Genomic DNA, 21,698 nt, shown 5'->3' on the forward strand with positions numbered 1-21,698 from the left:
TGCCCGACCGCCTGCAGCCCTATCCTGGTGCCGATCTCCCGGACCTGACCGGGCGCACGCGGTTCCCGATCCCGGACCGCCCGGGCGAGTATTGCGATCGCGACACCTTCGTCGCCCTCCCTAAGTACATGGCTCAATGGGTGCATTGGCGGGAGCGGGCGGAGTCGGTTTTGCAGGGCCGGTATTTCGACCTTGTCCCTGCACACTACGAGGGGATCTTCACACTTGTCTGCAACTTTGTTTGCCCGCATTGTACGCGGCGAACGACGCGCCTGCGCTGGGTCGACGGCGGGACCTGGGCCAACAACACGCCGATCACCGAGGCCAATACGCTGCATCCTACGGGTCTGCGGCGCGCGATCGACCAGCTTGCAGAGCTTCGAACAGACGGACAGATGGGGATCGTTTGGGGTGGCGGCGACCCGACAAGCAACCCGTTCTCTTACGACGGGATGCTCTACGCGCGATCACTGGGACTGACGTCGAGCTTCCTAACCAATGGCGTTCTGCTGGAGGTGGAGCGCTGCCTTGACGCAGAGCCCACGCTGATCCGCATCAGTCTGAATTGCGGCACGGAGGAGGCGTACCAGCGCTTCCACGGATATCCGAAGGAGTGGGACTACTTCAGCCAGGTCAAGGCAAGGATGCGCGAACTCTGCGCCAGCAAGATTCGCCGTGGCGCGCGCACCCTGATCGGGATCTCGCTTATCATCGACGAGCGCAACATGCAGGATGTGGTCGAGGCCGCGAAGGAGATTCGCGCCGTAGTCGAAGATGCAGGCCCCGGCATCGACTACGTCATCGTCCGTCCGGTGATGAACTACGGCCACTTTGAGGGCACGTACGCCAAGCTCAAGGACGGCACCAAGGCCCGGGCGCGCGCTCTGGTGGAGCCGGGTGGCGAGGTCTGGGAGATCATCGTTACCGAGCTCGGTATCCCGCTGATATCGGTCAAGGACAGCTTCGAGGCGCCACCAGAGAAAGAGGCCTACGCGACGGGGACAGACTGCCTAGCCTACGGCATCTGCGGCGAGATCCGGCACAACGGCGACGTGCAGATCTGCTCGGACAGCTATGGCAATCCCGAGTACACCATCGGCAATATTTTCGAGAGTGATCTATGCGCGATCCTGAAGTCGGACCGCAGGCGCGCGGTGCTCGACAAACTCAACCGCCAAACCTGCTACAAGAACAGTTGTCCGCACAACTCGCGCGGCCACCATCACAACCGAGTGTTCCACAGAATCGAAGCGTTGCGCAGACGCGGCCAGATGGATGTCGTGCAGGCTTGGGTTGACGATCTCAGGGCTTGCACTCGGGACATGGGACATTCCTTCTTCATATAGCATCCACATTAGGTCCCGTCCGTGTGTGCACCACCAGTCGCGTCATAGCTTCATGTCGCGGATCAAGCGTAATTACTTGACTGCATGATCAGATAGAAGCCGCTGAACTACAAGACTAGAAACTATTCAGCTTACAATGCAGCGTTCTTTTGTTCGGGCTGAAATGGGCGAAGCCCCGTTTCAGCACGCCGCATCGAGTCAGAGGGCACGGCTTCGAAAATTCCACGTCGCGCGTCGCGCGAGATCGTTGCAGGAGATTCAGCCCCTATGGTTTTTGGCCGCCGTGCACACTTTAGTACAGGAATGACTGCAATACTTTGAATGTCGAAATAATTGCCCGAAGACTCGTTATTTCAAAGCCATGTGAATTTGAGGTTGGCATACACAAATTTGCTGCCCTAGGCACGGCTCCATACTTCATAGCAATTGAGCCATCGCTACCGCCGCGTGCTAGTATTGCATAGTTGATCTCAATACCGTGAAGTGACCCGCGGCTGAATATTTCTCGATTGAGCCTATCGTCATAAATCCCGTGCCCATCTCTCACAAGAAGATGCGGAGCGTGTCGCTTGCTAACCTCGCATTGCTCCGACTCTGGAAGTATCTCTAGAGCGATTACATCAGTTGGGTGTTTGTAGGAAAAAAGGTGCAACGCACCGACACCGCCCAGTTCCTCCTTTGATGTGAAAGCAAAAATCGTATCAAATCTTGGACGACCTAGATGGGTCATCGCAAGAAGGAGGACTGCCATGCTGGCGCGGTTATCAAGTGCATATCCAGCGATAAAGTCATCCGGTAGTTGCAGCAAAGACTTCCGTGGCCGGCCAAGAACAACAGGTGAGCCAACTCTTACACCGAGATTGGCGAGTTTGGAGCTGGATAGTTTGGTTTCTATTCGTGCGTCACTCCATAGCAATGCACGATCACCCTGTAGATAGAAAGTTGGCGATGGTTCTGAAACGTGGCGAGATCCAAAGCCCAAGACTCCCTGAACAATTTCACAATCTCCAATAATATCTACAGGGCCTTCTCCATAGACCCACGGATAGGCTCCATTTAAACGGTCGATCTCGATAACCCCTTTCGTATCTATTCGTCGCACCAGCATGCCAAGCTCGTCCTTGTGCGCAGTGACGATAACTTTCCGTGAATTGTCTTCTCCAGGGATCTCTATAAAGATATTGTCAGCGCCATCCGTTTGCGGTTTCAGCCGGAGAGTCTCAATCTCCAAAACAAGAAGACGATTGATCTCGTTCTCAACGCCACTTGGCGAGTGGCATTGCATCGCCCTTCGAATAAATTCAAGCGCCGCTTTGCCCTGACTTGCCCAATCAGTCTCCGTCGGATTCGTTGGATTGGACACGTTGGCCAGCTCCTAAATGGCTCCAATTCTTTTTGCTGAGTTGTTCATTGCGCTTGCCTTCGACGCGCTTGAGACAACTCCGCCAGTGCCTAACTGAGACGGATGATCGGAATGAGTCAACTCGAGGCTGTCGCGTGTTCAGAGCTCCGGCAATTTTTGCCGGTATTTTCTTCCGGCCGGACCGCGTGGCAGGTCGCGCCCTCGCGCGCGCCATTTGGCAATGATGATTTCGCCTTCTGCGCCGGTGGCGGCATCATGAGCCATCCAGGCGGCCCAAGCGCGGGCGTGGCGGCCCTACGTCAGGCGACAGATGCTGCGCGTCGGAACATCGCCATTGGGGAATTCGCCACATGCCACGGCGAACTCAAGGCAGCGCTGGAGACCTTCGAGAGACAGGAAATTCAGTTGTGGCGTCCGCGCCGCGTTCACGGTGAAGGATATTCGGATCGCCATGAAAGAACAATTTCTTGCCTTTGATGATGCGTGCGCCCAACTCGGGCTTGCTGTGCGACTGATTGTTCCCGCCTAATTGATTGTTCCCGCCTATAAAAGGGCCTCGCTTCAGGGTTCGACAGCCGATCGACGATGTTCTTGACGTTCGACACATGCCAGCGGCCACCGCGGGCCGTTCGCACACCGCGATTGTTGAGCGCCGCCGCGAGCCCGCGCAGATCCTGAACCCCCGTCGCCCTTAGCGACGCGATGATCGGCATGACGTTGGCGGCAAACGCTTCGGCCTCGGCGGTCTGAACCTTCCGTCCCAGCGCTGCTGCTTCGGCGGCATTGGTGCGGTTGCCGAGCCGGGTTCCTGAAGCCTTGCGTGCGGTGAGTGCGGCCTTCGTCCGCTCCGAGATCAGCCGTCGCTCTTTCTCGGCCAGGGCGGCGTAAATGTGGAGCATGAAGGGATCGGCATCGGCGCCGAGTTCGGCCACGATGAACGGAACACGCTGGGCCATCAGGCCGGCGATGAAGGCTACATCTCGGGAAAGGCGGTCAAGCTTAGCGACAATGACGGAGCACTTGCTGGCCTTGCCCGCCGCCAGCGCCGCGGCGAGCTGCGGTCGCCGGTCCAGGGCGTCGGCTCCCTTGCCGGTTTGCGCCTCGACGAACTCCGCGACCAGCTCGTAGCCCTCCGTCTCCGCGAAGCGGGTGACGGCGGCTCGCTGAGCTTCTTGGCTCGCCATGTCGGGAGCCCTATAATCCCGGATTGCCGAAGCAACTGGCCGGATGTTCGACCGGATTCCAATGCTGGAGGTCGCCGAGTGAAAGCCAGATCCCGTCAGCTGTCGCCCCGGGAACGAGCGGCCCGTGCTCTTTGCCGCCATGCTGGGAACCCGGAGAACACCACCTTCGAAGGACGTCCGATGTGGATGAGCTACATCGATGAAGCCGATGTGGTGTTGGAAGCGGCTCTCGAGCCAGATGACTGCGAACGGTTGAAGGCGCTCGGACCGAAGTGACCATTCGGGCACTTCCCGAGAGTGTGGTGCAGATGCGGTGCCTGCGCGGTCTCCTGCCGGCGAAGGTATTCCAGCGCGAACATGCCCGCGCAGGACAGATAATATGATCGCTGAGCATCTCCGCGATTGCTGATCCCCCGGCAGCAACGCGAGTTCCTCGGCCGCATGCGCCTGGAATTCGTGGCTGTATTCGACCGCGGGCGGGCAGACGGCACGTCCCGTGGCTCAGAAGCGCCAGTCGCGCGGGTGCTCGGAAACGTCCGTCACGATCGCGAGACTCTGACGATGATCGGCAGGATCAGAACGTTCCCCCATCCAGCATCAAGCCAACGACGCTTCCGCCCGTGATGGCGACATTGTCGGCGGCCTGCGTGGCCATCGAGCCCAGTCCAAGATTGTCGCGCGCCGCCGCGACATTGCCGAGGTCGGCAAGGTTTGACGTGATCGCGAGCTTGCCGGCTAGACCATTCGTGACAGTCGCCGCAAAGTCCGGATCGTCGCCGAGGGCCGCGGCGAGTTCGGCCAGCGTGTCGAGCGCGCCGGGGGCGGCGTCGATCAACGCGCCAACCGCCGCGGCGACGAAGGCAGTGGTGGCGATCTGGGTGGAGTTGGCGCCACCGGCCGCGGTCGGTGCTGTCGGTGTCCCTGTGAGTGCAGGCGATACCAGCGGCGCCTTGGCGTCGAGTGCAGTCTGAAGGCTGGTGATCTCGGCAATAGCATGACCATGAGAGGCGGCCGACTTCGTCGCAAGCCCGGCATCGAACTGGGATTTGCGGATCAGTTCGGCGTCGGCGGACGCATCTTCGCCTGCGGCCGGAACGGACGAGAAGGTCTTCTTGCCGCCGACAGTCTGGGCGCTCGATCGATCGACGAATGCACCCTTGCCGGCGAGGGGAACCACGCTGGTGGCATTGCCGCCGCCATCGTCCCCCTTGCCGACATAAAGTGTGTCGTCGACTTCGTTGTGGGCGAGTTCAGCCGATTTAAGCGCCGCTGGCGCTCCAGCCGCGCCCGAGACACGCCGCTTGATGCGAATGACGTTCGCCATGAGTGTTTTCCTTAGCTGTCAGAAGTTGCCGCCGTCGACGACGATGCCGGTCTCAAGGTTGCCGGGCGGTCCGACGGGCCCTTGCGGCCCTGTCTCGCCGAGCCTGCCGTCGGGGCCGGGCGTGCCGAGCACCCGCACCGAAACCGGCACAGCCGCGATCCACAGCCTCACCGACTCGCTCACCAAGGCCCGGACGCGGATCGGTCCGGTGGTCGTGGTCAGTTCGATTCTGTCGGTCACGGCAGCCCCCGCGTGACCGGAAGGACAACAGGGATCTCGAGGAAGAAGGAGAGATGGCGCGGCGGGATGAGGTCGGTGCGCACCAGGTCGATGACAACGCTGCCTGCAGCGAGGCCAGTGGTCAACTCGGGCGCGACGACCAGCTCCACCACCGTGTCCGACACCCTGACGATCCCGCCATTGGCGGTCGACAGCGTCGCGATCACCGACGCTGCCGAGACCTTCGACCGAAGTTGCGCGGTAAAGACCGCGCCCTCCGGGAACAGCCCGCCCTCCGCCTCGATCTGGAGCCGATACTGGTAGCCCGCGACGATCGCCGGTCCATCGACGACATCGACGCTCACGGGCGCCACCCGCAGAGCCGGGCACCAGCCTCGTTATGGGCGAGGATCTGCTCTTTCGTCTGCCGGGTCAGGGCGTCCGAGGGTGACGGCCGGATAGGCTGGACCCAGTCGCAGTCGTTTCTGAAGATCGGGTCAGTCGTGCATCCAGCGATCGAGACGACGATCAATGCCAGCATCACTATCGACCTGAACGTCATGCCTGATCTCCTCTGATTCTTTCGAAGCCTCGGCTTTTGCTCTCTGGCGTCGGGTTTCCCAGGCGGCCTTGCCCGCCGCCCGGCCCTTGAGCCAGACAATGCCGATCGCCGCAATCGCGGCGCCCAGCACCGAGAGCGCGAGAGAAAACCGGGACCAGAGCGCGCTGAGGAGGGACAACATCGCGCGGCTTCCCTCAGGGCGTCTTGCCGGTCCGGAAATCCTCGATCCGGGCCGAGCGAGCGCGCCAGGCCAGCACGATGACGACCGCGAGGATGGCCACACCGATCCACGGCAGGAACGGCGCGATAAACTCCGTCAGGTTGAGAAGTCCGACGGCCCGCTCGGTCACGTCCTTGGCGCGCTCGGCTGCCTCGATGGCGGGGGCGATGACAGCACCGGCGACGCTGACGGCGCCGACGAGGCCTGTGGCGATCTGGGCATTGGCGGCGCCGACGATCCGCGAGCCCTGCGGCTTGCCTTTGGCACGCTCCGGGGCGATCTCCCGAGGTGGTGCCTTCTGCAGCGCCTGGGTGAAGGCGACGTCCATCTCGGGCGAGAGCGGAAGGCCGTTGTCCGCTTTGAAGGCGAGGATAGCGGCCCGGGTCCTGGGACCAAGCTTGCCGTCGACGGTGCCGACCTCGTGGTAGCCGAGATCCTTGAGCTTCTGCTGGACGACGCTGAGCAGCGGTTTCGAGTTCGAGGCGACCCCGATCGGGCGCCTGATGCCGAGAAGCCGGGTGCGCGGATACTTCGCGATGGTGACGCCATTCGACTGGTTGCCGCCCAGAACCTCGATCTGGGATGCCGTCGCCTTGACGAAAAACGCGACATGGCCCTGCCAGGATGAGGAACCGCGCTGGAAGACGGCGATGTCACCCTCCCGCGCCTTGTCGACCGGCACCGCCTCACCGAAGGTCAGGTAAGAACGGGCGTTGAGCTGGCGGGTCGAGCGAATACCGGCCTTCTCGAGGCAGTGACCGACGAAGGCAGCACACCAGGCCACTTCGTCATGCTCGACCCAGTCATGGCCGACCGAGGCATACATCGCCATGATTCTGGGATTGTCGGCAGGGCCGGTGACTTCTCTGGTGCCAAGGTAGGTCTTCGCGATCTGGAAGGGGGTCATGCACATATCTCCCGCGCCGGAAAGCTCCTGGCTCGCCGGCGTCTTGCTGGTTGGTGATGGAGGGGTCTTTTGGTTTCCCCGCGCGTGGCGCGGGCAGACTTCGCCGTTTACGGCGGAGACTTGGTCAGGCGTTCGAGGAGGAAGTCGTAGAGCTTGTCGATCTTGTGCTCGATGCCGTCGAAGCGTCGGGCGATCGAAGGCTGGTCGATCCTGGCAATATCGAGTTCGAGCATGCCGACCCGGGAGCGAATGTCTTGGATATCGGACTTGATGGTCGAGACATCCTTGGCGAACTGCTGCTGACGACTTGGCACGACCGTCTCCCAGAGCTTTACGATCGCCAGAATCGCGCCGGCAAAGCCGCCGATGCCGATGATGAAGTAGACCGCGGCGGGGATGTTGCTGGTCCAGTCGGTCGCCATGCCGGGCCTCCTATCGCAGGTCCTGCCCCGCACCCTCGTGCGGCTGCCTGAGCTCGAGCTCGGTGACGAAGCCGCCGCCCCGCGAGTAGCGGTGGGTAACCGCCTCGATGCGGTAGGCGCCATCGACACCGGGACGGGCCCCGGCAACGATGCAGAGCCCGTCGGGGATGGCGCTGGTGTCGCCCTCGATGGTGACAGAGCCTTCGCCTGAATCACGCTCGCTGGTCGCCTTGTCGGCTGCGGCCTGTCCCTTCGCCTCGTCTTCGTTGGCTAAACTGAAGCGATGGTCGTGGCGCGCATCGACATCGAGGCTGGTCGTCTCTTCCGTCTCCTTCCAGACGGCGTCTGTCGGGTCGTACCAACGGGTCCTGACCTTGCTGAACCGGGTTCGGCCGAGCGCCGGAGCGATGTCCCAGGCATGGAGGTTCTGGCCCCAGACCGCGGCAACCGCCGCCGTATAGATGCCGCCGCGCTTGCTCATCACGGCTCTGGTGCCCTGGATCCGGAAGTTGCCGCCGATCTCGCGAGCGAGTCGCTCGCCCATATGGATGAAGCTCTCGTCACGCATCTCGAGGTAGGTGCGCGTGATCGAGGCGAGCGCCGGATCGACTTCAACCTCGGTGACGCCGGCGGTCTTCCCAGCCGCCTTGAGGATGTCTTCGACGGTCTTGTCGTCGAAGTGACGCTGCTGGGCCTCCTTGGGCTTCTTCGTGGTGTCGATGCCCTTGGCGGTGATGGCGAGCGTCCGTCCGCCACCACGCGAGCCGGACGACCGCACCTCGTCGACCGTTCCGGTAAAGACGATGCGGACACCGCCATCTTCCCAGCCCAGAGCAACCACCACCGGGGCGCCGATGGCGGGAAGGATGATCCGGCCGTCGGTGTCGTCGATGGCAAGCGTCGCCGTATCGGAATGGGTGCCAACCCGGTCGGACACCGTGAGCGAGATCAGCACCGGCAGGAGTGGCGCGGTGATGTTAGTCCCGGCAACCGTGACCATGAACACGGCGCGTTTGGACATGGATCACCACAGCCGGACAGGATCGAGGATGACCGGCTCGCGCGGCGTCGGGATCGGCATGTCGAAGGTGGTGCCGACCGGAAGCCAGGCGCCAAGACCGGCGAGACCCGGATTGATGTCGTGGATGGCTTCGACCAGCCCCGGCATCGGCCGCCTGAACCGCCGCCAGACGATCAGCGAAACCGTCAGGTATTCTCCCTCAACTGTCACGGTCTCGACGATGCTGGTCATGGGAACAGCCCCGAGAGGATCGCGAAGTAAGCCCCGTTGGCGGGACCGGAACAGCGTCGGACAGCGATGTCGACGTCGATGACCCGACCGATGCCCTTGGCATCGAGGTAGCTCGCGTGCTCCGTCACCCTCTCGATGACGACCCAGCCCATCAAAGCACCGTCACCGCGCATCAGGTATTGGGGGCGACCGGAAGCACGGGCCTGGTGGAGCTTGCTCAGATCCCCGAGGCCACCGAACTTGTGCGGAAACAGCCGGGCGTGAAGCGACCAGGTCTCGGCACCTTCTCCGACCCATTCGAGCGGCGGCCTTGCGCCGAGAACGGGCTTCTCGGCGAAGGCGCTTTCGTGACCGTGGGCATAGTCGGTGGCGTTGAAGGGATAGACCTCGAACTGGATCGGTCCGAGGGTCATCAGCATCAGGCGAACCGCATGCCGGTATCGGCATAGACGCCGCGGAAGAGCTCGCGGACCTCACTACTGAGAGCCCGACGAACCTGTGCGGTGATGAGCTCGGCGTCGGCGGCGCGGGTGTTGTTGAAGTGGAATACCGGGGCGACGGTGATCGTCGGTCCCGATCCGAGCCTGGTTCCGGCTGGATGGACATAGCCGGAGCGGCTCGGGGTGATTAGTTCGGGGCCCTTCTCGCCGACGAGGTAGCTCTCTCCCGCCGACACCGGGCCACCCTTCGCCCGGATATGGTCGATGCCGAGTTGTTGGCCGAGGCTGTCGCCCTTGGCGGCCTTGTTCGTTGTCTCGCCCGCGCCGCCACTGAACCCGAAGAAGTCCCGCACTGCATTGGCGGCGTCATTGATCGGCGCAAGCAACTCGGCGATCTTGCCGTCGATCCAGGCGACCAGATCGGCGAAGACCTGCACCATGCCATCCCACAGAGCCTTGATCAGGTTGTAGCCGGCGTTGAAAAAGTTGGTGGTGAAGCGGGCGATGACCGCGACCGCCTGCGATATCGCTGCGCCGACCCTGGCTGGCATGTCGGTCAGGATGGCGAGGAAACCGCCCGGACCGAACACGCCTGTCACCGCGGTGAGGATGTGGGCGATTCTCTGATCGATGCCCGCCTTCACGTCGGTGAAGACCTGCACCATGCCGTCCCACAGCGCCTTGACGAGCTTCGTGCCGGCGTCGAAGAACGCGGTCGCAAAGCCGGTCAGGATCGCGACCGACCCGGAGATCGCATCGCCGATCTTGCCAGGCAGCTCGACCAGCATCGCAAGAAGGCCACCGACGGCTTCGCCCGCCGCAACACCCCAGCTCCGCCATTCCTCGCTGGTCGCGTTGATCGGCCCGAGCAGGTCGTTGATCGTGTCGAAGAGGGTTCGGAACAGGTCGACGACCGGCTGGACGATCGGGGCGACCGGCGCGAAGGCTGCTGAGAAGCCTTCGGCAAAGCCGGCAAGGAAGGATTTGAGGCCCTCCCAGTTGTTCCTGATGAAGAGCGCCGCAGCGCCGATCGCGGCCACTGCCGCAGCGATGGCGGCAAGCGGGACGGCGCCGACCGCTGCGACGGCGGCAAGTGCGACACCGAGATTGCGGACCGCCGAGACAGCGGCAAGCAGCCCGCCCTTGCCGAGCAGCCCAAGGAACGACAGGCCCGAGATCGCCGCCTTGAGCGCAATGAATCCGGCCACGGAAGCGAAGACCCCGCCGGTCAGCTCCGGAAACTGCCGGATCAGGCTGGTAATGCCTTCGAGGATCGGTCCAAGCGCAGCGGCGACCGCATTGAGGGCCGGCATGAGCGCTTCCCCCAGCGTCGACTGGAAGTTCGCCCAGGCAATCTGGAAGCTTTTGAGCTTTTCCGCACTGGTCTCCATCATCCGGTCGAAGTCGGCGTCGATGACCCCCGAGGCGCCGGTGACCTTCTCCCGGAGCGCGATATAGTCGTCCATCCCCTGAAGGAGCGGGATCAGGCCCTTCTGGACCTGGGCATCAGCGAAGAGCGTGCCGAGCTTCGACAGGTCGCCGTCGATCGCCTTGTTGATGGCGCGGAGCGCTGCCTCGAGCGGGCTTGCTCCCTCGGCCACCGCCTTCTTCAGCACCGCATTGATGTCGATGCCGTATTTGGCAAAGTTCTTGATCGCGTCATTGGCGTTAATCTTCTGGAGGATGTTGTTGAAGTTGGTAGCGGCTTCCGAGCCATCCCCTGCGGTCCGACGGACGATCTGCAAGGCGGCAGCGATATCGGCGAGACCCTTCGCGCCACTCAGCCCCTTCGAACCAGCCAGACCGGTGATCGCCGGAAAGTACTGCGCCATGTCCTTCAGTTCGAAGCCGCCCTCCTTGCCGGCGAGCGCCATCATGTCGAAGGCTCTGGTCAGCTCCTCGGGGGCGAGACCCAGATTGGAGATCGCCGCATAGCCCGCCTTCGACAGGTCGAGGATGTCGGCCTTGGTTGCCGTCGCCGCCTTGCCGATCGCCGGCATGGCTCTCGCGGCCCGGTCGAGATCGAGGCCCATGCCGACGATGAAGTCCTGCGCTCCGACAATATCGGCAGTGAACTGGTTGACCTCGCGGCCAACCACCTTGGCCGCATCACCAACGGCGCGGAGCTGATCGGTCGACAGGTTCGCCTTGGCGCCAAGCTCGGCAAGCGCCGTTTCCAGCGCGTTCGCCGCCTCGATCGGCGCGCTGACAGCAGCCTTCAGCGTATAGAAGACGCCGACCGCGTCGAGGACACCCGCCCTTGCACTGGCCAGCGCCCGGTTGTTGCGGGTGATCGCCGCATCGAGCCGGTCGCTGAAGGAAAGTGGCGCGGTGTTGGCGCCGCGCACAGCGCCGGTAATCCCGCGAAGGCTGTTGGCCACCGCGCGTGCTGGCGCCGACACTCGATCCAGCAGCTGGACGATCAGCTGTGAGGTGAGGTTGGCCATGACGCACCGCTGGTCGCTACGATGAAAAAACACGGGCCAAAGCTGCAACTCATTTCGAGCGGCAGCTGGGAAACCGGTTAGAATTGCCTGGGGAGTCGGAAATCTATGAGCTAAAGATTCTTATCCCGGAATCCTCGACGAGCCAGATCGAATGACTACCAGAGCATCGGATAGGCCTCTTTCCGTCATCCTTTGTGCTGACTGGGGCAAGAATTTCTCGAAGCGCGCGGTCTACGCCGCCGACATCCCGGCGCGGGTCGTCCGGCGGGTGCCAGGCGACGGGTGGTCCTTCGCCGGAGTCCTCGCGGAAGCGCAGCGATGGACATTGACTGGCTCGGTCCTCGCTACGTTCGATGCTCCGCTCGGGGTTCCGGACAGTTACCTGACAGCCATGGGCAGCCTCCCAGGCGCTCAGCCCTTGGCAACCTTCCTGGATCTCCTGCCGCGAGCCCGTTCGATGCCGCGCTTCTACGATGCCACCACAGCGGTGCTGGACTGGGCCGTCGAGCGCCCGTTCTTCTCAGTCCCCGCGGGGGCTGGTGGCCTTCGAACTTATCTCGATGCGGCTGCTCGTTTCGGCGTCGATATGTATCGTCAGATTGACCGGACGACCGGGGCTAAGTCGGTCTTCATCAAGTCCGGCATTCCCGGTTCCGTTGGCAGTGCGGCTTGTGCGCTATGGCAGGAGCTTGCCTGTGAGCTCACCGCGGCCCGCACCTTCAAGGTCTGGCCGTTCGAGGGGGAAATTCAAACGCTTCTTCAGTCAACGCCGGTTGTAGTCGGCGAGATGTATCCTCGTGCTGCCTATGCGACGGCGCTACTCGATGATCCCCCAACGTCGCGGGCACCCTTGGTCGTCGCCAAGACCGATGCGGGCGTCCGTCGCAAGGCCATCGCAGCGCTACAGGCCGCGAGTTGGGTAAGCTCACTTTCGGTTGAACTTGAGGACCTTGCCCAGGCTGAGGCGAACGAGGACGACTTCGACGCCTGCGTGACAGCGGCGGCACTGTTGCGCTGCGTCCTGGAGGGAGCGCCGCTGTGCCCTGCCCATCTCCACTCGCCGGAATCTGAAGGGGGAATACTGGGAACCGGCAGCGTGAATCTCGGGTTGCCGCTGCGAACATTCTCGGGGCGGGAGCGACCGCTCGCCCGGCCAAAACGAACGGTAAGGCAGGCGGCTGGGTCGGGCCGATCCGTTGCCTCGGTATTGCGCGCCGACTTCGGGGCAGCGAACAGGATCTTCCGCTGCCCCATCGCCGGCTGCGATAAGGTCTTTCAGGGGTCCCGCGGAGGCTGGGATGCCCATGTGGGCTCCCGTCGACTTCACCCGGGCTGGCACCCGGAACTTGAAGAGGCCCACGATCGGAAACGGCGCTTCGAAGCCGAGTTCCCGGAGTTCTTTCAATAGAAGATTGGAGACCAGAGCATGCTGCTGCCGCAAGAAATCATCCGCAAGAAGCGGGACGGCGGAACGCTGACGAAAGAAGAGATTTCGGCGTTCGTTCAATGGGCTACGGATGATGTGGTCTCCGAGGGCCAGATCGGCTCGTTCACCATGGCTGTGTTCCTGCGCGGGATGACCGTTGCCGAGACGACGGCGCTGACCCTCGCCATGCGCGACTCGGGCCGCGTCATCGACTGGAGCGGGCTCGACACCCGCAGGATCATCGAGAAGCATTCTACCGCCGGCGTCGGCGACGAAAAAGTGACGTTGCTGGTGGTGCCAATCGCTGCGGCTTGCGGCGTCATTGCGCCGAACGTGACCGGCCGCGGCATCGACTATTGCGGCGGCGAGGTCGACATGCTCGACAGCATCCCGGGCTACCAGATCGAGCCGTCGCCCGAATTATTCAAGCAGGTAGTCAGGGAGGTGGGCGGCGCCATCATGGGGCCGACGCTCGATCTCGCGCCGGCCGACCGCAAGTTCTTCTATGTCCGGGAAGTCAGCGGCACGGTCGAGAGCGTGCCGCTGATCACTGGCTCGATCCTGTCGAAGAAGCTTGCCGCAGGCCCGCGCGGGCTGGTGACCTCCGTCGGTTGCGGGTCCGGCGCGTTCATGAAGACCATCGACGACGCGCGGCGGCTCGCCAACAGCATGGGCGAGGTAGCGGCCGATGCCGGCCTTCCCAATGTCCATCTGATCACGGACCTCAACTCGGTGCTTGGTACGACCGTGGGCAATGCGCTGGAGGTGATCGAGGTCGTCGACTTCCTATCGGGCAAGTACCGCGATCCCCGCACCGAGGAGTTGACGCTCATCATTGCGGCCGAAATGATCGTGCTCGCGGGCATCGCGCCCGATCTCGCCACGGCCCGGGGGATGGCCAAGGCCCGGCTCGACGACGGTGCCGCGGCGGAGCGTTTCGGCCGGATGGTAGAGATGCTCGGCGGGCCGAGCGACTTCATGGCGGCGCCGGAGCGTCATCTGCCGGCAACGCCGGTCATCCGGCCGGTGCATGCCGCAGCGCCGGGCTGCGTTGCGGAAATGGATACCAAGCAAATCGGCCTGACGCTGGTCGTTCTCGGCGGCGGGCGGAAACGACCGTCGGAGCCGATCGACTTCTCCGTCGGCATGACGAACTTCATCCAGCTCGGCGAGTTCGCCGATGCCGATCGACCGATCTGCGTCGTTCATGCGCGGAGCGAGGACAGCTACAAGGCGGCGGCGGAGATGATCCGTTCCGCGATCCGAACCAGCCCGACGCCGCAACCGGCGGCCGGACCAATCGTGCGCGAACGCATCGCGCACGGAATCTGACCGCATTTACCGGTATGGGGTTTTTGATTGCTGGTCCTGTCGGCGCCGGTGCGGGGCGGCCTAGTCGCGGGATTGATAACGAACCAAATTAAGCCTGGGGCCGCAGCAGAGCGAGCGGCGAAAGTGTTCGAATCAGACAAAGAGTCCAGCGGTTCGACATAGAGAGTGTCACCGTCGCGGACTTCATGAAGACTGCGACGATGTCATCTACAGGTCACGACAAACGATGAACCCGCAGCGCTTCCTTGTGCCACAGCGCGACCTCCGCCCAATCCATCTCGTCGAAGGCGGGAAGCGGCGTCGACAGGATGTGGGCGGTGTCGGCTACAACGCCGCGCCAGTTGCGGGCGCCGGGCCCTGAGGCAAAAAACCGGCGATCACCTCCGAGATCGCGGCGAAGTCGACGGCGTCCATTTCGTCGATGACCTCGACCGGAAGGTCGGTCAGGAGCGCGGCCATGGCGACGCCCTGATCGATCTGGTTCGGGGTGTTGCCGGCGTCGCGCTCCATGGCGCGCAGATCCTTGACCTTCGGGCGGCGGATGCCGACTTCGGTGATGTCCTTGCCATCCCAGGCGATCGGCTGCGACAGGCGGAGGGTGTGCGGCTTGCTCATCGTTGGGATCCCTGATCAGGCGCCGGTCGGAACACGCAGGATGCGACGCTCGTCATCGTTCTGGGAGACGCCGTCGAGCCGCCAGTCGGTGGAGAAGAAGTCCCAGAACAGCTTCTCCCGATCACCGAACCACAGCTCATAGTGCATCACCTCGTTGATCGCATATTCGTGGCCCATGACTTCGCCGCGCTGGAAGGCGTCGGCCTCGATCTTGCCGAGGCGGCCTTCGAGGATTGCCTTGGCTTCGTGGGCGCCGCCGGTGCGCTTGTCGCGGACGACCCCATAGGCGGTGAACACTTTTGCGCGTGACGAGCCGAGGCCAAACTGGGAGAGCAGGTCCGGGTCCCAGCCATTCAGCTTGAAGGTCGGCTCCAGTTTCTGGATGCCGACAGCAACCTCGATCTGGACGCGGGAGCCACCGGGATGGTGGTCCTGGTACATCTCCTGCAGCGGCGGCAGCTTCAGTTCGACCAGCGTCAGGTGTTTCGAGGCGGATGGGTCATGATCGCCGCAGAAAAGGTTGGCGGCCTCCATGACAAAAATCGTACTCATGGCTCATTCTTCCTTATTCGGTGCGACGATCAGCCTACCACCGCGTCGACCTGGGCCAGCAGGTCGTCGAGCAGCGCGTCGAGAGCCGGGCGGTAGCGGGCGGACTGGATGCCGAGATAGCGGAGGACCGGGGCTTCCTCGGCGGCGAAGTTGATGGTGAACTTGCCGAGGCGCAGCTGCTCGGGGCTGTTCTGGTCGCGAGTGAACTTGACCTCGTAGCCGAGGATGTCGCCGTCGGCCTTGAGGTCACGAAGCGCGAAGCTCATGGTGTTGACCACCGCCTGCACGGTCTGGCCGGTGATGTTGAAACGCCCGAGATAGAAGCGAAGCGTGCGCAGGAACATCAGGTGGATGTAATCCCGGCCACGGGTGACGTTGTAGAAGCGCCACAGGTCGTCCTCGCCGGCATTGTCGGTGCCAACGAAGACGAAGCCGCCGGAGGCGATTGCCGTTTCAACGCCCATCTCGCCGCGCAGCACCACACCGATGTTGTTGGCGAGCAGTCTCTGACCCTCCGTGGCGCCATCGGTGAGGGAGAAATTGATCGGCCGAGACGGCCCGACAATGCCCTGAACGGGCTGGTTGGCCCACGAGTGAAACGGCCGCCCCTGCTTCTCGTGATCACGACGAACCGCGACGCCGATCACCGCCGGCGACATCGGCACCACGGTCTCAAGGGTCTCGTCCAGAACCTTGACCGCCGGGTCGACGGGAATGATGCGATCCGACGAAATCGTCTCCCGCCAGTCGATCGCGTCCTGTTCGCTCGTGGCCGGGCCGTCGACCACGGCATGAGCCAGGAGCTTTGTGCAGATCGGTGGCAGCGCGGCACAAACGGCGTTGGCGTCGGTGCCGGTCCGTTGGCTGGTGAAGCCTGGCGCACAGAGAAGCCGGGGAATGACGCCGAGCACTGGTCCAGCATCGACAAAGGCAGCAAGACCCGTGGTCAAGCCGTCGCCGACGATGTTGACGATCGTCTCATCCGCATCAGCACCCTCGGCGACCCGGACGACGACGACCTTCGCGGCGACCTGGAATTCGCCAAGCTGGGCGTTGATCAGGCTGAGGGCGCCGGAAATGGTTCCCGCCGTCCCCAGGGCGGGCACCTTCGCTCGATCGTCGGAATACATGAACACTGGGGTATCGAGCGGGAAGAGGTCAGCGTCTGCGTTTGGGGCAGTGCCGATCAGGCCGACGACCGCCATGTCGCTCCACACGGCGGGCCGCGGCTCGTTGTCGATCCGTGTGATCGAAATGCCAAAGGTCGGATCGCTCATGGCGATGTCTCCTCAGATGAAAGACCCCGCACGAGGCGGGGTGGTTGACTGTCCGGAAAGCTTCGCGGGGAGTAGCTATTCCGGCGCCAGAACCACTTCCGGGTCGGCGCCGATCGCCGTCAGGAATGCGACGGCATCAGGGTCGTCATGCTGGATCGATCCCGCCGTGTAGAAGCGCCGGAACAGCATCGGGCTTGCCGCCAGCGCCTGGTCGGCAGAATCGATCAGGCTGGCTTCCTCAAGCCGGCGAACGATGCGGTAGGTGGAGACGCGCCACGTCGTCGGTATCGGATCCGGGTCGGGCTCCGGCTCCGGCAGCGGCTCAGGTTCTGGCTCCGGTTCGACGTCATACAGGCCGCCATACTGCCGGACTACGACCTCGATCAGGGGATCGGCGGTTGGAGCTGGGACGTCCACCGTATTGCGATGCGCATCGATCGCCGCGGCGAAGTCGGCGACCGCCTGGGCGAAGGGCGCCTCGCCGCCGAAGCGCAGGATGTCCGTGCGGCTGATCGTCGGCATCATGGTCATGCTCCCGCATGGATCATATAGTTGAGGATCATCGTCGGCTGGACGTTGTTGTGCGCCGAGCCGGAACCGGCGCTGCCGGAATTGAACGCCGGGATATCGAAGCTGTGGGTGTGGGAACCGACCGTGCTGGTCGTCTTGGTATTGCCGGAGCCAGTCATGTCGGAGACCAGCGTACCGTCGCCGGATTTGGAGCGCTCATTGTAATTGAAGGTGTGGTTATGAGAACCACCGCTACCGGTAGTGAGCGCCCCACCCATATCGACGACGTGAGAATGGGAAGGTAGTTCCGCGGTCGCAAGCGTGTGGGTTTCGCCACCGCCCGTGGCCCCGAGCGTGTCACCGTTGAGGCCGCCGCTCTGGCCGGTGAGGCGGTTCGCGGACGTACCGCCCATGTCGTCCTGGCCAGCAACGGTGCGTCCGCGCAGGTCCGGCAGAGTGAAGGTGGTCGAGCCGTTGCCTGCGCCGTAGGTCGTGCCGATGGCCGTGAAGAGTGCGCCATACGTGGTTCGACTGACATTCTGACCGAAGCAGAAGAGCCATTTGGCCGGTGCCGAGACGCCGGCGAAGGGAACGACAGCGCCGACAGGGACAAGGGAGGTCGACAGATCGGCCACGTCCGGGATGGCCAGTGCGACGGCCCCGGTCCTTCCGGCGACCGAGGTGACGACCCCAGCAATATCAGAGCCGGTCAGCGTAACAGCCCCCGTCCGCCCTGCGACCGAGGTAACCGATCCAGCGACATCAGAGACGGACAGCGCGACGGCGCCAGTCCTTCCCGCCACCGAGGTCACGGGCCCGACCTCGACGATCGACGGCGTGCCATCGTCCTTCTTGAGGTAGAGCTTGCCGTCATTGGTGTTGACCGCGAGCTCGCCGAGCTGGAGGTCGGTGGCAAGCGGCACCTTGCCGGCACTCGCTGACCGCTTCAGGGTGATCGTGTTCGCCATTGACGCCTCAGCCGGGTCGGGGGATCAGTAGGCCCCACCGTCGAAAATGGTGATCTGGTTCTGCAGACTGGTGAGAGTTGTCTGCAGGTTTGAGATCTGCGCGATCGCGTGGCCGTGATTGCTGTCGGCCTTGGCGCCGATGGCGGATACCAGGTTCGGAATGTCGGCCATGGTGAGGGAGACAAGACCGGTCTTGCCGTTCACTGAAGAGACTGGGCCGTTGGCGATGATCTGCTCCGCCGTGGTGGCGGCGGACTGGGCGGTCGTAGCTGCATCCTGGGCAAGTATCAGCGTCGCCTCTACCTCAACGGCCGCTTCAAGAATGGAAACAGCGAGGCCGGCGCTTGCCGAAATCACCCAGTCGGCATGTTCTATTTCCCCGAGGGCGCCATGGATGGCGACGACCACGAAGGCGAGGCCGCCGTTTGCACGGTCGTAGTCCTGCACGCGGAGTGCTGCCCAGTGGTCGAGTGCCTCGTCATCCTGCCGCGACAGGATCACATAGGGCGTTGGTGCGAAGAGCGGCCGGGCCGGCGTATCGTCAACGGTGAGGGTGGTCTCGAGCCCGACGGTCAACGTCAGCGGTGACGTGGACGTCGCGACCAGGAAGCCGCTCTCGGCTGCCGCCTGAGCTTGGGCAAGGGCCGGACCGAGCACTTCATTGACGCGCGCGAGACCAAGGGCGACCAGCCGGTTGGTGGCCCCGTTGACGGTGGCAAGCTCCGCGTCGATCTGGCTGATGGTCTCGGCAATCAGCCGGAAGCGCCGGTTGAAGAAGTCGCGGTCGAGGGGCTGCCGATCCCGGACCCGGAGATCCTCGAACCTCAACATCCGCTCACCTCGCGTAGACCGGGTCCGCCGACGCGATGGCGTCTGGCGCGGTTTCCCTGATCGCATCGTGAAGCGCCGCCTTGACCTGGTAGCGCGCGCCAGGCCGGAGCCAGGTGTTCGCGACCTCGACCGGCCGGTTGACGGTCAGCTTGTAGTGCGTGGGCTTCTTCGCCATGGGTCAGGCTCCGATTACGACTGCGAGAACTCGATGAGTTCGCCGATATGAAAGAGGCCGGCGGCACTGGTGGTCGAGCCGACGATACTCACCGCGTAGAAGCTGACGGCGGTGACGTTGAAGACCGAAGTCCGGCGGATCGAACCATCGGGCAAAGTCACATCCTCGATGACGTCCGCGGTCTCCGATCCGCTGAGGTCGGCGCCGGTCAGCAGCGAGACGGTGCAGTCGTGGGTGGCCTCGTCGTAGGCCTGCAGGTCAACGATGACCTTGATGCTGTTGCTGGGTGACCCCAGCGTCCGCAGCGCCCCGACCCAGGTAAACGCGGTCCTTGGCCGGCTGACGATCACCTCCGAACCGGTGAGCCCGAAGCCGGGCATCAGGTCGGTGGTCCCGGTCAGCGTCACCCGGAGCGGCAGGATGGCCGGGAGCCCGGAGAGGTTCGGGCCGTTGGGTTCGCCGTCGAGCGGCACCCAGGCGCCGTTGACCTGGACCTCGAAGTCGGTGCGGCAGGCCGGCGGGGTGATGCCCTCATTGAGGATGTCGATGTCGAGAATCCCACCGGCCAGCTGCAGCGCGGTCAACTCGACCGACAGGCGTGTCCGCTCGAACTTCGCGAAGTAGAGCCGCATCTTGAGGTCGTCGACCAGATTGCCGGCAAAGAAGGCGCCGTCGGTCGAGACGAAGAAGGTGCCCTGGACGACGCCATTGTCGGTGTTGGTCATCGCGACATAATGGTCGCCGGTGGTGACGCAGACGATCGCATAGCGGCGTCCGGCAACCAGATAGGTCGGCGGCAGTACGACCTTGGTCTCGACGAGAGAGGGGAGCCCGGCGCCACCGGAGATCGAACCGACCTTGATGTCGGCGACCGGCACGGTGGTGCGGGACAGGACCCGCGTCAGGTCGGGCATGCCGAAGGCGGTCTCACAGACGAGGACCGTGACATCGCCGGTCGCTGCCTTGCGGGAGAAGTAGAGACCGACCTGGCTGAGCCAGCCATCCTGGGAGTTCAGGAAAGTCTGGGCTACCTGCTGGCCGTTGATCGCGGCGGTCGAGGTGACCCGTTCCCAGTATGGCTCCTGGTAGATGTCGATCCAGAATTGCCGGAGCCGGATCCAGTGGACATTGCCGTTGGGGATGACCTGGCCATTCGGCATGCGGTCGGGGATGCCGTTGAGCACCTCCCAGGTCTCGCCTTTTCGCCGGAAGACGTTCTGGGTCATGTCATAGGCGCCCTGGCGCCACCAGGCCGAGTTCGAGCAGACCTCCTTGCTGGCGCCATAGCGCCGGCGCTCCCGGCTGCGGGTGAGCTGGCGGATTTCCGTGGTCTCGTAGGTGTACTGGGCCATCCGGGTCTCGCCGGAGTAGCCGGTGAGGTCCATGCGGACGGCATGGCCGTATTTTGGCAGGACGAAGCCGTTGTTGACCGTGACGTAGACATTGTTGGGGTTGAGAAGCGCCAGCGCCGTGGTCGCTGACCCGGCTTCGCCGAAGCGGACACCTTCCTCGACCAGCGCGTCATAGCTGAGGTGATCCGGGTTCGATCCCTCCTCGGTCAGGAAGTGATCGGTGCCGTAGTAGATGTAGGCGCCAGGCTCGTAGACCTTTTTCCTCAGGTCCTCGAGCTGCTGGGTGAGGTCGACCACCTCGTTCTTCAGGGCAAAGGCAAGCATGCGGTCGGCAAGGGCCGAAAGGTCGGTGCGGAGTGTGTCGACCTGGCCGCTGATCTGGCCGCGCCAGAGTTCAAGCGACGTCACCCGGTTGGCGACGAGGCGGAGGTTCGGCAGCTGGGTCGGCGTCCACTGCTCGATCGACAGGATCCCGGTGGTATCGAGGAGCAGATAGGCCAATACCGTGACATTGGCGTCGGTCGCCGGAACCGACGGATCCGGGCTTTCTGTCCCGGCGACTGAGGAGACCTCGCAGCGCCGGTGGCTTTCCATGGCAACTGACTGCGGTTCGGTGGTGCCGAGCTGGGCGTCGATGAGGAAGTCGCGGGGCTGGACGTCGGTATCGACCGGTTGGCCAAAGGCGACCAGCGCGATCCGCTTCTTCGTGACCAGCGGCAGGGCATTGAACAGATCGATGACGACATCATCGTCGCGGGCGAAGACCGCGCCACCGGCGTAAAGACGCCCGGCGCTCAGCGTCACCTCGGTCGCGGCGGTCTTGGTCGCCGAAAAGCCGACATAGCCCTTGCCGGTCTCGATCGCGTCATTGACCACATGGTCGATCGCGGCGCGGGCAAAATCCTGCGCATTGTTGAGGTCCGCCGACTGGAGCTCCTGCCGGTCGCGGAAGAGAACGGTGCTTTCCATGGGAG

The 21,698-nt window shown here is 63.5% G+C and carries 24 protein-coding genes; 4 read left to right on the forward strand and 20 right to left on the reverse strand.

Translation table 11 applies throughout. The features are described 5' to 3' along the window. A partial coding sequence (locus tag BLT60_RS22600; RefSeq protein ID WP_139167929.1) for a radical SAM protein occupies positions 1–1,346 on the forward strand: 1,346 nt, incomplete at its 5' end. 292 nt (positions 1,347–1,638) lie between these two features. Here the strand turns inward: BLT60_RS22600 and BLT60_RS22605 are convergent. After that, positions 1,639–2,709, reverse strand: a complete 1,071-nt coding sequence (locus BLT60_RS22605; protein WP_139167930.1) for a M42 family metallopeptidase — start codon at positions 2,707–2,709, stop codon at positions 1,639–1,641. Between the two features lie 111 nt (positions 2,710–2,820). Here BLT60_RS22605 and BLT60_RS22610 point away from each other — a divergent pair, with 111 nt between their 5' ends. After that, complete coding sequence (locus BLT60_RS22610) at positions 2,821–3,186, forward strand: RuBisCO large subunit C-terminal-like domain-containing protein (protein ID WP_210185668.1); 366 nt, start codon at positions 2,821–2,823, stop codon at positions 3,184–3,186. On the opposite strand, the gene BLT60_RS22615 is transcribed toward BLT60_RS22610, so the two are convergent. From BLT60_RS22615 to BLT60_RS22665, 11 genes are all read right to left on the reverse strand, one after another. Continuing rightward, complete coding sequence (locus BLT60_RS22615; RefSeq protein WP_090880769.1) at positions 3,135–3,893, reverse strand: recombinase family protein; 759 nt, start codon at positions 3,891–3,893, stop codon at positions 3,135–3,137. The genes BLT60_RS22610 and BLT60_RS22615 overlap by 52 nt on opposite strands. Positions 3,894–4,467: 574 nt before the next feature. Then, the gene (locus BLT60_RS22620) at positions 4,468–5,217 is read right to left on the reverse strand and encodes a hypothetical protein (protein ID WP_090880771.1); all 750 of its coding nucleotides are present in this window, start codon (positions 5,215–5,217) and stop codon (positions 4,468–4,470) included. Positions 5,218–5,235: 18 nt separating this feature from the next. Next, on the reverse strand, positions 5,236–5,457 hold the full coding sequence (locus BLT60_RS22625; protein WP_090880774.1) for a hypothetical protein: 222 nt from the start codon (positions 5,455–5,457) through the stop codon (positions 5,236–5,238). Continuing rightward, positions 5,454–5,801 (reverse strand): hypothetical protein, encoded by a 348-nt coding sequence (locus BLT60_RS22630; RefSeq protein WP_090880931.1) that lies wholly within the window; start codon positions 5,799–5,801, stop codon positions 5,454–5,456. Before BLT60_RS22630 ends, BLT60_RS22625 begins: the two co-directional genes overlap by 4 nt. Positions 5,802–5,933: 132 nt before the next feature. Then, positions 5,934–6,179 carry a hypothetical protein gene (locus tag BLT60_RS22635; protein ID WP_090880777.1) on the reverse strand — a complete coding sequence of 82 codons (246 nt, stop codon included), beginning with the start codon at positions 6,177–6,179 and terminating at the stop codon, positions 5,934–5,936. A 13-nt stretch (positions 6,180–6,192) separates the two neighbouring features. Further along, entirely contained in the window at positions 6,193–7,125 is a 933-nt protein-coding gene (locus BLT60_RS22640) for a C40 family peptidase (protein ID WP_090880780.1), read from the reverse strand. Between the two features lie 107 nt (positions 7,126–7,232). Beyond that, positions 7,233–7,547 carry a hypothetical protein gene (locus tag BLT60_RS22645; protein ID WP_090880782.1) on the reverse strand — a complete coding sequence of 105 codons (315 nt, stop codon included), beginning with the start codon at positions 7,545–7,547 and terminating at the stop codon, positions 7,233–7,235. Between the two features lie 10 nt (positions 7,548–7,557). Beyond that, positions 7,558–8,568, reverse strand: coding sequence for a phage late control D family protein (locus BLT60_RS22650; RefSeq protein ID WP_090880785.1), 1,011 nt, complete (start codon positions 8,566–8,568; stop codon positions 7,558–7,560). A gap of 3 nt (positions 8,569–8,571) precedes the next feature. Then, entirely contained in the window at positions 8,572–8,799 is a 228-nt protein-coding gene (locus tag BLT60_RS22655; protein ID WP_090880788.1) for a tail protein X, read from the reverse strand. Then, entirely contained in the window at positions 8,796–9,218 is a 423-nt protein-coding gene (locus BLT60_RS22660) for a phage tail protein (RefSeq protein ID WP_090880791.1), read from the reverse strand. The genes BLT60_RS22655 and BLT60_RS22660 overlap by 4 nt, the downstream gene beginning before the upstream one ends. Beyond that, the gene (locus BLT60_RS22665) at positions 9,218–11,686 is read right to left on the reverse strand and encodes a phage tail tape measure protein (protein ID WP_090880794.1); all 2,469 of its coding nucleotides are present in this window, start codon (positions 11,684–11,686) and stop codon (positions 9,218–9,220) included. The genes BLT60_RS22660 and BLT60_RS22665 overlap by 1 nt, the downstream gene beginning before the upstream one ends. A 151-nt stretch (positions 11,687–11,837) precedes the next feature. Here BLT60_RS22665 and BLT60_RS22670 point away from each other — a divergent pair, with 151 nt between their 5' ends. Both BLT60_RS22670 and BLT60_RS22675 read left to right on the forward strand, forming a co-directional pair. Further along, entirely contained in the window at positions 11,838–13,094 is a 1,257-nt protein-coding gene (locus BLT60_RS22670; RefSeq protein WP_090880797.1) for a hypothetical protein, read from the forward strand. A gap of 18 nt (positions 13,095–13,112) precedes the next feature. Beyond that, complete coding sequence (locus BLT60_RS22675; protein WP_090880800.1) at positions 13,113–14,444, forward strand: thymidine phosphorylase; 1,332 nt, start codon at positions 13,113–13,115, stop codon at positions 14,442–14,444. Between the two features lie 324 nt (positions 14,445–14,768). Here BLT60_RS22675 and BLT60_RS22680 read toward each other — a convergent pair whose 3' ends face one another. The 8 genes from BLT60_RS22680 to BLT60_RS22710 form a co-directional block, all read right to left on the reverse strand. Beyond that, a complete protein-coding gene (locus tag BLT60_RS22680; RefSeq protein ID WP_090880803.1) occupies positions 14,769–15,059 on the reverse strand; it encodes a phage tail assembly protein in 291 nt (96 codons plus the stop codon). A 15-nt stretch (positions 15,060–15,074) separates the two neighbouring features. After that, positions 15,075–15,611, reverse strand: a complete 537-nt coding sequence (locus BLT60_RS22685) for a phage major tail tube protein (protein ID WP_090880806.1) — start codon at positions 15,609–15,611, stop codon at positions 15,075–15,077. A gap of 29 nt (positions 15,612–15,640) precedes the next feature. Continuing rightward, on the reverse strand, positions 15,641–16,888 hold the full coding sequence (locus tag BLT60_RS22690) for a phage tail sheath family protein (protein WP_090880808.1): 1,248 nt from the start codon (positions 16,886–16,888) through the stop codon (positions 15,641–15,643). Positions 16,889–16,963: 75 nt separating this feature from the next. Next, the gene (locus BLT60_RS24475; protein WP_175478595.1) at positions 16,964–17,413 is read right to left on the reverse strand and encodes a hypothetical protein; all 450 of its coding nucleotides are present in this window, start codon (positions 17,411–17,413) and stop codon (positions 16,964–16,966) included. 2 nt (positions 17,414–17,415) lie between these two features. Next, on the reverse strand, positions 17,416–18,366 hold the full coding sequence (locus BLT60_RS22700) for a phage tail protein (protein WP_090880815.1): 951 nt from the start codon (positions 18,364–18,366) through the stop codon (positions 17,416–17,418). Positions 18,367–18,390: 24 nt separating this feature from the next. Beyond that, positions 18,391–19,197, reverse strand: a complete 807-nt coding sequence (locus tag BLT60_RS22705) for a phage tail fiber repeat family protein (RefSeq protein WP_175478596.1) — start codon at positions 19,195–19,197, stop codon at positions 18,391–18,393. 4 nt (positions 19,198–19,201) lie between these two features. Continuing rightward, on the reverse strand, positions 19,202–19,372 hold the full coding sequence (locus tag BLT60_RS24480; RefSeq protein WP_175478597.1) for a hypothetical protein: 171 nt from the start codon (positions 19,370–19,372) through the stop codon (positions 19,202–19,204). A gap of 14 nt (positions 19,373–19,386) precedes the next feature. Further along, complete coding sequence (locus BLT60_RS22710; protein ID WP_090880822.1) at positions 19,387–21,693, reverse strand: hypothetical protein; 2,307 nt, start codon at positions 21,691–21,693, stop codon at positions 19,387–19,389. Positions 21,694–21,698: the final 5 nt, after the last annotated feature.

The sequence above is a fragment of the Bauldia litoralis genome (genome assembly GCF_900104485.1).
In the GTDB taxonomy this organism is placed as follows: Bacteria; Pseudomonadota; Alphaproteobacteria; order Rhizobiales; family Kaistiaceae; genus Bauldia; species Bauldia litoralis.

Coding starts and splice junctions, on each gene's coding strand:
- BLT60_RS24475 (WP_175478595.1), bottom strand. CDS start 17,413: ATGATGCCGACGATCAGCCGCACGGACATCCTGCGCTTCGGCGGCGAG.
- BLT60_RS22705 (WP_175478596.1), bottom strand. CDS start 19,197: ATGTTGAGGTTCGAGGATCTCCGGGTCCGGGATCGGCAGCCCCTCGAC.
- BLT60_RS22675 (WP_090880800.1), top strand. CDS start 13,113: ATGCTGCTGCCGCAAGAAATCATCCGCAAGAAGCGGGACGGCGGAACG.
- BLT60_RS22660 (WP_090880791.1), bottom strand. CDS start 9,218: ATGCTGATGACCCTCGGACCGATCCAGTTCGAGGTCTATCCCTTCAAC.
- BLT60_RS22645 (WP_090880782.1), bottom strand. CDS start 7,547: ATGGCGACCGACTGGACCAGCAACATCCCCGCCGCGGTCTACTTCATC.
- BLT60_RS22650 (WP_090880785.1), bottom strand. CDS start 8,568: ATGTCCAAACGCGCCGTGTTCATGGTCACGGTTGCCGGGACTAACATC.
- BLT60_RS22700 (WP_090880815.1), bottom strand. CDS start 18,366: ATGGCGAACACGATCACCCTGAAGCGGTCAGCGAGTGCCGGCAAGGTG.
- BLT60_RS22670 (WP_090880797.1), top strand. CDS start 11,838: ATGACTACCAGAGCATCGGATAGGCCTCTTTCCGTCATCCTTTGTGCT.
- BLT60_RS22615 (WP_090880769.1), bottom strand. CDS start 3,893: ATGGCGAGCCAAGAAGCTCAGCGAGCCGCCGTCACCCGCTTCGCGGAG.
- BLT60_RS24480 (WP_175478597.1), bottom strand. CDS start 19,372: ATGGCGAAGAAGCCCACGCACTACAAGCTGACCGTCAACCGGCCGGTC.
- BLT60_RS22640 (WP_090880780.1), bottom strand. CDS start 7,125: ATGACCCCCTTCCAGATCGCGAAGACCTACCTTGGCACCAGAGAAGTC.
- BLT60_RS22685 (WP_090880806.1), bottom strand. CDS start 15,611: ATGAGTACGATTTTTGTCATGGAGGCCGCCAACCTTTTCTGCGGCGAT.
- BLT60_RS22680 (WP_090880803.1), bottom strand. CDS start 15,059: ATGAGCAAGCCGCACACCCTCCGCCTGTCGCAGCCGATCGCCTGGGAT.
- BLT60_RS22610 (WP_210185668.1), top strand. CDS start 2,821: ATGAGTCAACTCGAGGCTGTCGCGTGTTCAGAGCTCCGGCAATTTTTG.
- BLT60_RS22620 (WP_090880771.1), bottom strand. CDS start 5,217: ATGGCGAACGTCATTCGCATCAAGCGGCGTGTCTCGGGCGCGGCTGGA.
- BLT60_RS22635 (WP_090880777.1), bottom strand. CDS start 6,179: ATGTTGTCCCTCCTCAGCGCGCTCTGGTCCCGGTTTTCTCTCGCGCTC.
- BLT60_RS22655 (WP_090880788.1), bottom strand. CDS start 8,799: ATGACCAGCATCGTCGAGACCGTGACAGTTGAGGGAGAATACCTGACG.
- BLT60_RS22690 (WP_090880808.1), bottom strand. CDS start 16,888: ATGAGCGATCCGACCTTTGGCATTTCGATCACACGGATCGACAACGAG.
- BLT60_RS22710 (WP_090880822.1), bottom strand. CDS start 21,693: ATGGAAAGCACCGTTCTCTTCCGCGACCGGCAGGAGCTCCAGTCGGCG.
- BLT60_RS22665 (WP_090880794.1), bottom strand. CDS start 11,686: ATGGCCAACCTCACCTCACAGCTGATCGTCCAGCTGCTGGATCGAGTG.